This window comes from Streptomyces sp. NPDC046977 (assembly GCF_040644455.1).
In the GTDB taxonomy this organism is placed as follows: domain Bacteria; phylum Actinomycetota; class Actinomycetes; order Streptomycetales; family Streptomycetaceae; genus Actinacidiphila.
On sequence record NZ_JBEYWO010000072.1, the window covers coordinates 1 to 12,478 of the forward strand.

At 75.6% G+C, this 12,478-nt stretch carries 11 protein-coding genes and 1 riboswitch; of the genes, 9 read left to right on the forward strand and 2 right to left on the reverse strand.

What is annotated here, in order from left to right; genetic code table 11:
* Positions 1-82: 82 nt before the first annotated feature.
* On the reverse strand, positions 83-742 hold the full coding sequence (locus tag ABZ883_RS42670; RefSeq protein WP_360917594.1) for a CAP domain-containing protein: 660 nt from the start codon (positions 740-742) through the stop codon (positions 83-85).
* A 448-nt stretch (positions 743-1,190) separates the two neighbouring features.
* On the opposite strand from ABZ883_RS42670, the gene cobF reads away from it, so the two are divergent.
* The 6 genes from cobF (at position 1,191) to ABZ883_RS42700 (ending at position 8,577) form a co-directional block, all read left to right on the forward strand.
* A complete protein-coding gene (gene cobF, locus ABZ883_RS42675; protein WP_360917597.1) occupies positions 1,191-1,946 on the forward strand; it encodes a precorrin-6A synthase (deacetylating) in 756 nt (251 codons plus the stop codon).
* Positions 1,947-2,365: 419 nt separating this feature from the next.
* A riboswitch (cobalamin riboswitch) is annotated at positions 2,366-2,451 on the forward strand.
* Between the two features lie 121 nt (positions 2,452-2,572).
* On the forward strand, positions 2,573-3,943 hold the full coding sequence (locus ABZ883_RS42680) for a prenyltransferase/squalene oxidase repeat-containing protein (RefSeq protein WP_360917600.1): 1,371 nt from the start codon (positions 2,573-2,575) through the stop codon (positions 3,941-3,943).
* The gene (locus ABZ883_RS42685; protein WP_360917603.1) at positions 3,940-4,860 is read left to right on the forward strand and encodes a hypothetical protein; all 921 of its coding nucleotides are present in this window, start codon (positions 3,940-3,942) and stop codon (positions 4,858-4,860) included. Before ABZ883_RS42680 ends, ABZ883_RS42685 begins: the two co-directional genes overlap by 4 nt.
* Complete coding sequence (locus tag ABZ883_RS42690; RefSeq protein ID WP_360917606.1) at positions 4,860-6,041, forward strand: energy-coupling factor transporter transmembrane protein EcfT; 1,182 nt, start codon at positions 4,860-4,862, stop codon at positions 6,039-6,041. Before ABZ883_RS42685 ends, ABZ883_RS42690 begins: the two co-directional genes overlap by 1 nt.
* Complete coding sequence (locus ABZ883_RS42695; protein WP_360917609.1) at positions 6,038-7,672, forward strand: ATP-binding cassette domain-containing protein; 1,635 nt, start codon at positions 6,038-6,040, stop codon at positions 7,670-7,672. Before ABZ883_RS42690 ends, ABZ883_RS42695 begins: the two co-directional genes overlap by 4 nt.
* A complete protein-coding gene (locus ABZ883_RS42700) occupies positions 7,669-8,577 on the forward strand; it encodes an ECF transporter S component (RefSeq protein ID WP_360917612.1) in 909 nt (302 codons plus the stop codon). The genes ABZ883_RS42695 and ABZ883_RS42700 overlap by 4 nt, the downstream gene beginning before the upstream one ends.
* Before the next feature lie 7 nt (positions 8,578-8,584).
* Here the strand turns inward: ABZ883_RS42700 and ABZ883_RS42705 are convergent, their stop codons facing one another.
* Positions 8,585-10,276, reverse strand: coding sequence for a PHP domain-containing protein (locus ABZ883_RS42705; RefSeq protein WP_360917615.1), 1,692 nt, complete (start codon positions 10,274-10,276; stop codon positions 8,585-8,587).
* Between the two features lie 289 nt (positions 10,277-10,565).
* Here ABZ883_RS42705 and ABZ883_RS42710 point away from each other — a divergent pair, with 289 nt between their 5' ends.
* From ABZ883_RS42710 to ABZ883_RS42720, 3 genes are all read left to right on the forward strand, one after another.
* Positions 10,566-11,087, forward strand: a complete 522-nt coding sequence (locus ABZ883_RS42710; RefSeq protein ID WP_360917618.1) for a hypothetical protein — start codon at positions 10,566-10,568, stop codon at positions 11,085-11,087.
* Positions 11,088-11,168: 81 nt separating this feature from the next.
* A complete protein-coding gene (locus ABZ883_RS42715; RefSeq protein ID WP_360917621.1) occupies positions 11,169-12,011 on the forward strand; it encodes a DUF4097 family beta strand repeat-containing protein in 843 nt (280 codons plus the stop codon).
* Between the two features lie 54 nt (positions 12,012-12,065).
* The coding region (locus ABZ883_RS42720; protein ID WP_360917624.1) for an ATP-binding cassette domain-containing protein at positions 12,066-12,478 on the forward strand (413 nt) is incomplete at its 3' end.

The window sequence follows — 12,478 nt, forward strand, 5'->3', positions numbered from 1 at the left end:
GGTGCTGTGCCGGGCGCGGGGTCCCCCGGCCCCCCGCGGGGGGGCCCGGCGGCTTGGGCGGCCGGGCCCCTCGGGCGTTGCTTCAGCGGGAGGCGCCGAAGTCCTGGGTCCAGTAGCTGCCCGGCTGCGCCAGGCCGACTCCTATTTCCTTGAAGGAGCAGTCCAGTATGTTCCGCTTGTGGCCGGGGCTGTTCATCCAGCCCTTCATCACGGCGGAGGGGGAGGAGTAGCCGTACGCCACGTTCTCGCCGTAGGACCGCCAGTTGTAGCCGGCGGCGCTGATCCGGTCCGAGGGGGTGGAGCCGTCCGAGCCGGTGTGCGACATGGTGCCGGTGTCGGCCATGTCGGCGCTGTGCTCCTGGGCGGCGTCGGTGAGTCTGGCGTTGACCGTCAGCGCGGAGCATCCGGCCTTGGCGCGCTCCTGGTTCACGAGCTTCACCAGCGAGGTGAGGTTGGCGTTCAGGGTGCCGGACGGTGCGGAGCCGGGTGCCTGCGCGGGGGCGGAGGCCGGGGGCGCGGGAGCGTGGGGGGCGGAGGAGGGGGAGCCGGCCCAGTTGCCGTGCGACCACTGGCCGGCCCAGTGCCCGTTCTGCCAGTGCCCGCGGGACCAGGCGCCGTGGCGGACGTCGTGCTGGGGGCTGTCGATGGACGCCATGGCGACCGAGGGCACTCCCACGGCGGCGACGGCGAGAGCGGCGACGACGATCTTGCGATGGCGCGTCGTCCGGCGGTGGTTCGTCATTGCGTGACCTCACTCGGTGGTTCGGCGTCCGTGTTCACATCCCGCCTGAGCTGCTGTGACGCCGTGCGGGCTCGGCCATTGTGCGGACCGTCCCGAGAGCGGGGCAATGGAAGATCGTTACTACGCCGAGTCGTAGCGAAGTCGATCCTTGCGCCGCGGAGCAGGGCATGCGTGTGCCCGTTCGGCGCCTTGTTGTGAAAATCTGACGTTCCTTCAGGATGCCGCCCGCGTCGGGCGCAGAGCCGGAAGCGACACGCGGATCACGCGCAGTCCGTCCGCCTGTGCGCCAAATGTCCGATACGGCAGATATCGCGGGCAAATGCCGTTCGGGGTCCGCCTACTATGCGGTGCCGTAAGCGCTCGTCGCCGGGTGACGGAGTTCACAGCGGGCACGGGAACAGGCCGGGCGGGGCGACGCCCCAGTGTCAACAGGCGGCACAATCACCCCATGCGACACATACACGTGATCGGCATCGGCGCCGGCGACCCCGACCACCTCACCCTCCAGGCGGTCAAGGCCATCGCCGGGACCGACGTCTTCCTCGTCCTGGGCAAGACCGGCGAACGCCAGGAACTGGTCCGGCTGCGCCACGGCATGCTGGAGGAGCACGCCCGCCCGGGCCACCGTGTTGTCGAGGTCCCCGACGCCGAACGCGACCGCACCGCCCCCGGCTACCCGGCCGCCGTCGAGGACTGGCGCCGCCGCCGGGCCGACGTGGTCGAGCGACTCGTCGCCGAGCAGGTCGGCCCGGAGGAGACGGCCGCCTTCCTCGTGTGGGGCGACCCGAGTCTGTACGACAGCGTCATCGCCGTCCTCGACGACGTCCGCGCCCGCCCGGACGCCACCCCCTTCACCTACGAGGTGATCCCCGGCATCAGCAGCGTCTCCGTCCTGGCCGCCCGTCACCGCACGACGCTCACCCGCGTCGGCCGCCCCCTCCAGATCACCACCGGCCGCCGGCTCGCCGAGGGCGGCCTCCCCGAGGGCGTCGACGACGTCGTCGTCATGCTCGACGGCGAAGCGGCCTTCGCCGGGATCGACCCCGAGGGCGTCGCCATCCACTACGGCGCCTACCTCGGCACCGACGACGAGATCCTCGTCTCCGGCCCGCTGGCGGAGACCGCCGAACGCATCCGCGAGCTGCGCACCGAGGCACGGGCGCGCAAGGGCTGGATCATGGACACCTACCTGCTGCGCCGCTGACCGGTTCGCCTCGGCCGGGATCACGTGGTGTCCGGGCGGCACGGACCGCCGGCTGCGCCGGGGGCGCCTGCCGGGGGTGGCTTGTGCGTTGACGGGCCTTGGCCTCGGGGCGGGCCTCGCGGGGTCCACCGTCCTGCGTGTGCCCGGTCGCCGGTGACCGCCGGACGCCCCGGACCGGTTTCGTGCCACCCGGCGTGTGCGGGGCGGCCGTGGAGCGCCGGCCCGCCGGGCCTGTGCCCTCGCGGCGTCCACTGCCGGCGCCGGACGGCAACGTGGCCGAGGGGCCCGGGAGTTCGGCCCCCGCAAGCCGCGCGGACGGGCATTGCCGCAGGTGACGGGCGCGTGGGCGTGGTCACACTCGCCGATGCCGCCTTGAAGCGGCACGGTCCCGGGACGTAGCCTTCCCTGCGCCTCTGGTGGGGGAAGCCGGTCGAATTCCGGCGCTGGCCCGCAACGGTGGGCCGCGCGGCATCCGTGATGCCGTCCGCGGCGAGCCCGATGACCCGCCGGCGGCACCGGTTCTCATCCGTCGCGGTCACGGGACGAGGCCCACGGGCACGGCCGCCCGCGCACCGCGCGGCCGCTCTCCTGGGTGCGTCCCGAGGGCCACCGTTCAGGAGGCTTCGTTGCGCATATCCGGCCGCACGGTCGCTCCCGCGCTCATCACCGCCACCCTTGTCGCGCTCACCGTGGCGCCCGCTTGGGCAGCCCCGGCCGCTCCGGCCGTGCCGTCGGACGCCGCGGCCGCGGCCGGCTGGGCGGGCCGCCAGCTGAAGGACGGCGACCACGTCGAGGGCGACTTCGGCGCCGACCCCGGTCTGACGGCCGACGTCGTCCTGGCCCTGTCGGCCACGCGCACGGGCCGGGCCGAGACGGCCGCCGCGACCGACTGGCTGGCCGCGCACGCCGATTCCTACCTCACCGGCGACACGCCCGGCGACATCTACGCGGGGTCCCTCGCCAAGCTCGCGCTGGTGGCCGAGGCGGGCCACCGCGATCCGGGCGCGTTCGCGGGCCGCGACCTGATCGCACAGCTCAACTCCCGTATGCAGCCCAGCGGCCGGTTCACCGACCACGCCACCTTCGGCGGCCCCGAGGTCAACGACTACTCCAACACGCTGACCCAGTCGCTGGCCCTGATCGCGCTGAAGCGGGACGGCGACTCCGTCCCCGCCCTGGGCGTGGACTTCCTCCTCGCCAACCAGTGCGCCGACGGCGGCTTCCCGGTCTTCTTCCCGGACGCCGGCGCGGAGTGCGCGTCCGACGCGGACGGCACCGGCATGGTCGTGCAGGCGCTGCTCGCCGCGGGCCACGAGGAGGACGCCGCGGGCAAGGCACTGGACTGGCTGGAGAGCAAGCAGGGCACGGACGGCGGATTCGCCGGCACGGGTCCCACCGCTGTGGTGAACGCCAACTCGACCGCCCTGGCCACCCAGGCCCTGCGGGCCGGCGGGCGCGGGGCCGCCGCCGACAAGGGCGCGGACTGGCTGCGCGCACGCCAGGTCGGCTGCGCCGGCGCGGCCGCGGACCGCGGCGCGGTGGGCTACCAGGAGGCCGCGGTGGACGGCAGCGCGTTGCGCGCCACCGTGCAGGCGGTGACGGCGCTGTCCGGGATCTCGTACGCGACGGTGGACGGCGCCGGCGCGACGGACGGACTGGCCACCGTGGACTGCTCGTCGCCGAGCCCCACCGGCAGCGGTTCCGCGACCGCCTCGCCCAGCCCGACCGGTGAGCCCACGGAACCCGGTGGTTCCGCGAGCCCCACCGACTCGGCGACCCCGTCCGCGTCCGACTCCGCACCGGTCACCCCGAGCGCGACGGCACCGGCTCCCGGCGGCTCCGCGGCCGCGGGCGGCACGGGTGGCACCGGTGGTGCGCTGGCCAGCACCGGCACCTCCGTGCTGGCACCGGCGGCGGGCTCCGCGGCGCTCGTGGCGGCGGGTGCCGCGGTCGTGCTCGCCGCGCGGCGGCGCCGCTCCGCGGGAACCGGGGCGTGATCCGGCGGGTCGCGGCGGCGCTGGCGGTCTGCGCCGGCGCGGCCGCGGGGCTGCTGTGGCCCGCGGCCGCACCGGCCGCCGCGGCGGGGGGCTGCTCCGGTGTGCTGGTCGTCGTGGAGGACCGCGGTGTCCCGGACGCCCCCTACGCGAGCCGGACCGGGTGCGCGCCCTCGCCGCGGAGCGGTATCCAGGCGCTCCAGCAGGCGGGTTTCTCGGTACGGCTGGGCTCCGGTCCGTACGGCGGCGGCTTCGTCTGCGCGCTGGACGGGGCCCCCGGCACGGGTTGCGGGGCGGTGGACAAGGACACGTACTGGTCGTACTGGTACATGCTCCCCGGCACCAGCACCTGGGTGTACGGAGCGGCCGGTCCGGCCGGCCGCACTCCCGCGAAGGGCGGCATCGACGCGTGGGTGTGGCAGGACTCCGGCGCCAACGAACCGCCGTCGCCGCGCAGCGCCGTCACGCCGACGCCGACACCGGCGCCCCGTCCGACGCGGACCACCGCGAAGCCGGGCGGCACGACGCACACACCGTCAGCCGGAGGCGCGGGCGGACCGGGCACCGGCGCTCCGGGCACCGGTGGCACCGCCTCGCACCCGGCCACCGGCGCGAGCCCGAGCGGCAAGGGCGCCACGCCGCAGCCCTCCGCGACACTCGGCAGCGCAGCCCCGACGACCCCGGGTCCGAGCGCGAGCCCGCGGGCCGGCTCCCGCACCGAGGCGGCGGCCGCCATCACGAGCAGCCCCGGCGCGGCCGCGACCGTCCGTGGGGTGCCGTCGGCCGGCGCCGCCTCCGGCGAACAGCGCTGGAACGGCTGGCCGCTGGTGGCCGGCACCGTCGCGGTCGCGGCCCTGGCCGGCGCCGCCGTCGTGCGGTCCCGGCGGCGCGACCGCAGGCCGCCGGAGGTGTCGGGCTGATGCCGCGCCCCGGCGCGCGGCTGCTGCTGCCCCGCCAACTCCATCCGTTCGCGTGGTGGGCATGGGCTCTCGGGCTCGCCACCGCGGCGAGCCGCACCACCAACCTCCTGCTGCTGGCCCTCCTGGGCGCGGCGGCCGGCTACGTGGTGGCCGCCCGCCGCACCAGCGCGCCCTGGGCGGCGGCCTACGGCGTGTTCCTGAAGCTGGCGGTCGCGGTGGTGGTGGTGCGGCTGGTGCTGCAGTCGCTGCTCGTCGGCTACGGCGGCACCACCGTGCTGCTCGATCTGCCCGCGGTCCCGCTGCCGTCCTGGATGAGCGGGGTCAGGCTCGGCGGCCCGGTGACCGCCGAAGCGGTGTACTCGGCGCTGTGCGACGGTGTGCGCCTGGGCGTCATGCTGCTGTGCTTCGGTGCCGCCAACGCGCTGGCCAGTCCGGCCCGGCTGCTGCGGGCGCTGCCGCGCGCCCTGCACGAACTCGGCGTCGCCGTCACCGTGGCGCTCAGCGCGGCGCCGCAACTGGTCGCCGCCGTCGGGCGGGTGCGGCGGGCCCGGCGGCTGCGGGCGCTGCCGGTCCGGGGTCTGCGCGGCACGCTCTCGATCGCCGCCCCCGTGCTCGAAGAGGCCTTGGACCGCGCCCTGGCCACCGCCGCCGCCCTCGACGCCCGCGGGTACGGGCGGCGCGCCGCGGTGCCCGCCGGGCGCCGGGCCACCGTCCACGCGCTGCTGCTCGGCGGCCTCGCCTCCGTCGTCGTCGGCGTCTACGGTCTCCTGGACTCCTCGACCACGATTCCCGTCGGCCCGCTGGGCGCGGTGACCACGGGCCACGCCGGTCCGGTGCTGCTGGCGATCGGAGTGCTGGGATGCGTCGCCGGGATGCGGCTCGGTGGCGCCGCCGTGCAGCGGACCCGCTACCGCCCCGATCCGTGGACGCTGCCCGAGTGGGCGGCTGTTGCGAGCGGCGCCCTGGCCGCGCTCTGCTTCGTGCTCACCTCACCCGCGAGCGCGCTCGCCCCCGACCCCTGGTCGCTGCAGGCGCCGGGCCTGCCGCTGCTCGCCGCCGCCGGAGTGCTCTGCGCCCTGCTGCCCGCCCACCTGACCCCGCCGCCGCCGGGCGACCACGACCGCACCCCCGTCCCCGACGGGCCGCAGCGGCCCACCGACCAGCCGAGGAAACAGCCGTGAACGCCGTCCACTGGGAGCAGGTCTCCTTCCGCTACCCGCGCGCGACCGCGCCGGTGCTCGCCGGGGTCGACCTGGCCGTGCCCGACGGGGAACTCGTGCTGGTCGTGGGCGCCACGGGCAGCGGCAAGTCCACGCTCCTGCGCACCGTCAACGGGGCCGTCCCGCACGCGACCGGCGGCACGCTGTACGGCACGGTGACCACCGCGGGCCGCGACACGGCCGCGCACGCCCCGCGCGATCTCGCCGACGCCGTCGGTGTCGTGCCGCAGCGTCCCGCGGACGCCTTCGTGGCCGACACCGTCGAGGAGGAGATCGCCTACGGGCTGGAGTGCCTGGCGCTGCGCCCCGAGGCGATGCGCCGCCGGGTGGAGGAGACGCTGGACCTGCTGGGGCTGGCCGGCCTGCGGTCCCGGGCACTGGGGGCGCTCTCGGCCGGGCAGCAGCAACGGGTGGCGCTGGCCGCGGCGTTCGCGGCGCAGCCCGGGCTGCTGGTGCTGGACGAGCCGACCAGCGCCCTCGACCCGCCGGCCGCCGAGGAGGTGCTCGCCGCCCTGACCCGGCTGGTGCACGACCTCGGCACGACGGTGCTGCTCGCCGAGCACCGGCTGGAGCGGGTGGCGCAGTACGCGGACGCCGCCCTGCTGGTGCCCGGCGGCGGCGAGCCGGTGCGCTACGGCCCGACGGCGGACGTCCTGGCCGACGCGCCCGTGGCACCGCCCGTCGTCGAGCTGTCCCGGCTGCTGGGCTGGCGGCCGGTCGCGCTGAGCGTGCGCGACGCGCGCCGCAAGGCCGCCGGCCACGCGCTGCTCGCGGCGGCGCCCGTGCCGCGCGAGATGCCGGCGCAGGGCGAGCCGGTCGCCTCACTGCGCGGGCTGGTGGCGCACCACGGACCGGTGCCCGCGCTGCGCGGGGTCGACCTCACCCTCCACGAGGGCCGGGTCACCGCGCTCATGGGCCGCAACGGGGCCGGCAAGTCGACCCTCCTGTCGTGCCTGGCCGGACTGCACCGCCCCACCGCGGGCGAGGTGCGGGTGGGCGGCGAGAACCCCCTGAGGCTGAAACGCCGTCAGATCGCGGCGGCCGTCGGCATGGTGCCCTCGGACCCCGGCGACCTGCTGCTCACCGACCGCGTCGACCGCGAGTGCGCGAGCGCCGACCGCGAGGCCGACGCCGTGCCCGGCACCACGGCCGCGCTGCTGGAGCGCCTGGTGCCGGGCATCGACCCGCAGTCCCACCCGCGCGCCCTCTCCAGCGGCCAGCGGCTCGCCCTCGCGCTGGCCGTGCTCCTCGCCCGCCGCCCGAAACTGCTGCTGCTCGACGAGCCGACCCGCGGCCTGGACTACCCCGCCAAGGCCCGTGCCACCGCGATCCTGCGCCAACTGGCCGCCGAGGGGCACGCGGTGCTGCTGGTCACCCACGACGTGGAACTCGCTGCCGCGGCGGCCGACCGCGTCGCGGTCCTCGCCGACGGCGAGATCGTCGCCGACGAGGACGCCGTCGCGGCACTGGCCGCCTCGCCCGCCTTCGCCCCGCAGACCGCCAAGATCCTGGCGCCGGCGCCGCTGCTCACCGTCGACGAGGCCCGCGCGGCGCTCCAGGCGCTCGGCACGACGCAGGGGAGCCCGGCATGACCGGCGCACCGACGCCCTCCGACGGCGGGCACGTCCTGCACCTGGCCGCCCGCACCCCCGGGCTGCCGCGCATCGGCCCGCGCTCCGCGGCCGCGCTCGTCCTGGTCTCCCTCGTCGGACTCGCCGGCTTCGGCTGGCCGTTCCTCGCCGACGCGTCCTCCCCGGTCGCCCACGGCCAGGACGCCCCCTGGATGTTCGCCGCGCTCACCGCGCTGATCCTCGGCGTGGTCGTCAGCGCCCTGCTGGACGGCACCGCCGACGCGAAGTCCGTGGCCCTGCTGGGTGTGCTGTCCGCCGTGGGCGCCGCGCTGCGCCCGCTCGGCGCGGGCGCCGCGGGCCTGGAGCCGATGTTCGTCGTCTTCCTGCTCGGCGGCCGCGTGCTGGGCCCCGCCTTCGGCTTCGCCCTCGGCAGCACGGCCATGTTCGCCTCCGCCCTGCTCACCGCGGGCATCGGGCCCTGGCTGCCGTTCCAGATGCTCGCCGCCTCCTGGGTGGGACTGGGCGCCGGGCTGCTGCCGCGCCGCGTCACCGGCCGCCCGGAGATCGCCCTGCTGGTCGGCTACGCGCTGGTCGGCGGCATCCTGTACGGCGTTGTGATGAACCTGTGGTTCTGGCCGGCCGGCCTCGTCGACCCGGCCGCCGCCACCGCGTACGACCCGCACGCCGGGGCCCTGGACAACCTGCGCCACTACACGGGCTTCTACCTGACCACCTCGCTCGGCTGGGACCTGCCGCGCGGCGTCCTCAATGCCCTGCTGGTGCTGCTGGCCGGGCCCCGGCTGCTGGCGGCGCTGCGCTCCGCCACGGACCGGGCCGCGTTCGGGGCGCCCATCCGCGTGCTGCGGCCCCGCGAGGACGAGCGCCCCGCCGCCCGGACGGACGGCGGGGCCACGGAGCGGACCTGACGTACCGTCAGTGCTTCACGTCCACGAAGACCGGGTTGGTGTAGCACCAGGTGTCGACCCACGGGTCGCCGTCGCCGGGAGTGTGCGCCAGCGGGCCGTGCGGATCGACCGCCGCGCCCAGCAGGCCAGGCCCGTTGCGGCGGCCGTCGCTGCCGCGCAGCCGTACGTAGAAGGACGTCTCGGCGCGGCCCAGCGGGACGCGCAGCGTGAACGTGCCCTTGCGGCCGCCGACGTCCGAGGTGTGGATGACGCGCGTGTCGGGCGCCCGCCACGCGTCCGGGTCGGCCGGGGCGCCGTGCACGGCGCCCCGGATCACGTCGACATGGGCCAGCTGCGGCAGGTCGCCGTGCGCGTTGCGGCGCGAGGTGGCCGTGATCGTCACCGTGAGGGTGACCTCCTCGCCACGCCGGACGGCCAGCCGGCCGCCGAGGGTCGCGCCGGGGCCGCGGCGGCCGTGCTCGCGGTGCACCCGCACCTCGACGCCGTCCACGAGCTGGCCGTGGTCCACCCACACACGGCCGGCCCGCAGGCCCTGCATCACCTGGCGGTAGCCGTGCCGGGCGACACCCACATGCGTACGGCTGAACTGGCCGGGCCACAGGTCGCTGCCGGGCTGCGGGGTGCCGGTGTCGACCGGGTCGGGCAGCCTGCCGGTGTTGTCGAAGTTCCGCCCCTCGGGCCAGGGGCCGTTGGCCCAGGTGTCGAAGACCGTGCGGTGGTTGTCGGAGTTCGTCGTGACCGAGAACAGCCGGCCCTCGGAGAGCATCGCGTCCCACAGCCCGCCGACGGTCGCGGTCATCCAGTCGAACCCGCCGTACGTGACGTAGGCCTCGGCCGGGTAACCGGGCCAGGACGCCGCCGACGGCTTGTTCTCGTACTCGCCGCGGATGCTGTTGGCACCCCGCCGGCCGGGCAGCGCCGCGCCCTGGGCACCGGGGGCGCCCTCCATGCCGATCACGATGCCGGGGGCCGCGTCGCGCCAGGCGCGGATCTCGTGCGGCGAGTCGATGCCCAGCCGCGACGGGTGGTTGGCGAGCACGAGCACATCGTCGACGTAGCCCGAGCGGCGCTGCGCGGCGAGCCAGCGCAGCGCCTCGACGGCGCGCGCCTCGTTCGCGGGCGTGGGGTCCGTCAGGCCCAGCAGCTTGCCGTCGTGGGCGAGTTCGAAGCGGCGCAGCAGCTCGACCTCGTTCCGTCCGGGCGCGGCGAAGACCGTGGCGTGCTCGGCGCCGGGGATGTACCACTCCAGGCCCTGGAAGATCAGCAGCCGGGGGTTCTCCCGGCGTGCCTTCAGCACCTCGGCGTGCTCCATGTCGGCGCCGCCCGCGTTGGCGTGGCCGAAGTTGCTGTGCTCCGTGAACGCCATCCAGTCCAGGCCGAACTGCTCGGCGCGGCCCGCCAGTTGCGAGAAGGTGTACTTCGCGTCGTGGCTGTAGACCGAGTGCACGTGGTGGTCGCCCACGAGGTAGCCGAACCTCGGGTCGTCCTCGCCGCAGTCCTCGTCGCGGCGGCCGCGCGCCGCGGCGGGGGTGGCCCCCGCGAGCGCCCCCGCGGCGAACGCCGCGCCGAGCAGACCCGCCCCGCGCAGCAGCCCCCGCCGGGACACTCCCTGCGCGTCGAGCACCGTCTCGGGCACATCGGGATCCGCCCATGTCGGCAGCGGATGGGGCACGTGGGACTCCTGGAATTCCTGGGGCACGGCGCACTCCTCGTCGGTCGGACGGCGTCCGGGAGCCTAGGGTCCGCGCCGGGCGGGTGAACGAGCACCCGGTGGACGCGAGATGAAGTCGCACGCGCCACCGGAGCGCGGTGGTGCCACGATGGCGCCACCGGATGTGCCAGAACGGCCGGGAGCCTCGTTGATGCCGCGTTGGCGCACCCCAATGCCACGTCATTTGCGCAGGTGGAGGGCATGGCAACCCGCCTCCCGCATGATGACGCCCCCTGTGGCCTTGCGCATGGCGCCACGATGGTGCCATGATGGCGTCATGGACCTCACGCCCTATGTCGACAACCTCCGCCGGGAACTCGCGGTGGCCGCCGAGGCCGGCGGCGAAGAAGCCCGCGAGCTGGCCGAACGGCTCACCGCCCCGCTGGAGTCGGCGACCCGCCTGACCATGCTCAACGTGCTCTCCGCCGCGATGGACGAGATCACCCGTGAACTCGCCCCCGGCTCGGTCGACGTACGGCTGCGGGGACTCGACCCCGACTTCGTGGTGACGCCCCCGCCGCGCGACGAGGTCTACGAGGACAGGAGCGGCCCCGCCGAGCCGCTCATGGCACCACCCCCGGCACCGGGCGACGCCGACGAGGGCGCCACCGCCCGCGTCAACCTGCGTCTGCCGGCCCACCTCAAGGTGCGCGCCGAGGAGGCCGCGAACCGCGAGGGCCTGTCGGTCAACGCCTGGCTGGTCCGCGCGGTGTCGGCCGCGGTCGACGGCGGACCGCGGCAGCGTCCGGCGGAGAAGACCCGGACCGTCGGTCAGAGCTTCACGGGCTGGGTGCGCTAGCCGCACCGCGCCCGCGCCACGTCACCCACACCCCGTCCCACCGGCGGGGATACCCCGAGGACCCAAGAGGACGGTACAGCCATGCCTGCTTTCGACACTCCCGAACCGATCTCGGTGACCGCCCATGTCGGCGCCGGCGCCATCCTGTTCACCGCGGGCGACCGCGCCGAGACCGTGGTCGAGGTGCGGCCCCTCGACCCGAAGCGGGACAAGGACGTGCGGGCCGCCGAGCAGACCGAGGTCGGCTACGCGAGCGGCGTCCTGACCCTCAGGACGAAGGAGCGGCGCCTCATCGGGCCCAGCGGCGCCGTCGACGTGACGGTGGAGCTGCCCGCCGGCTCCCGCCTGGACGTGACCGGCTCCTGGACCCAGGTGCTGGGCGAGGGCCGGCTCGGCGAGGTCCGGGTCAAGTCCTCCTCCGGGGACGTCCGCTTCGACACGACCGGGCCGCTCCAGCTGACCGTCTCCCACGGCTCGATCACCGTCGACCGGGTCGAGGGCACGGCCGAGATCACCACCAGCTCCGGCAATCTGCGCGTCGGCACCGTCGACGGTCCCGCCGTCCTGAAGAACTCCCACGGCAGCACGACCGTCGGCGCCGCGATCGGCGACCTGCGGGTGAGCGGCGCCAACGGCAACATCGACATCACGCGCGTCGAGGGCTCGGTCACCGCCACCACCGCCCACGGCACGCTGCGCGTCGCCGAAGCCGCCCGCGGGACCGTCCAGTTGGAGACCTCCTACGGTGCCATCGAGATCGGCATCCGGGAGGGCACCGCCGCCTGGCTCGACGCCAGCTCCGAGCGCGGGCGGGTGCGCAACCAGCTCGCCGACGCCGAACCCCCGCAGCAGACCGAGGACACCGTCGAGGTCCGCGCCAGGACCCGCTGGGGCAACATCGACGTCCGCCGCGCCCGGGCCTGAGCCCCGAACCCGCCGACCACACCCGCCACTTCACTCCTCGAAAGGGAGGACTCCATGCCTTCATCTGTCATGCCCACGCCCACGAGTGGGGCACCCGCGGCCGTCTCCGTCGTCGGACTGCGCAAGTCCTACGGTGACAAGACCGTCCTGGACGGCATCGACCTGCGGATCCCCGCGGGGACCGTGTTCGCATTGCTCGGCCCGAACGGCGCCGGCAAGACGACCACCGTGCAGATCCTGTCCACGCTCATCTCGGCGGACGGCGGACAGGCCCAGGTCGCGGGCCACGACCTGGCCGCCGATCCGCAGGGCGTGCGTGCCGCGATCGGCGTCACCGGGCAGTTCTCCGCCGTCGACGGCCTGATCACCGGAGAGGAGAACATGCTCCTCATGGCCGACCTGCACCACCTGCCCAAGCAGGAAGGACGGCGCACCGCCGCCGAGTTGCTGGAGCGGTTCGACCTCAC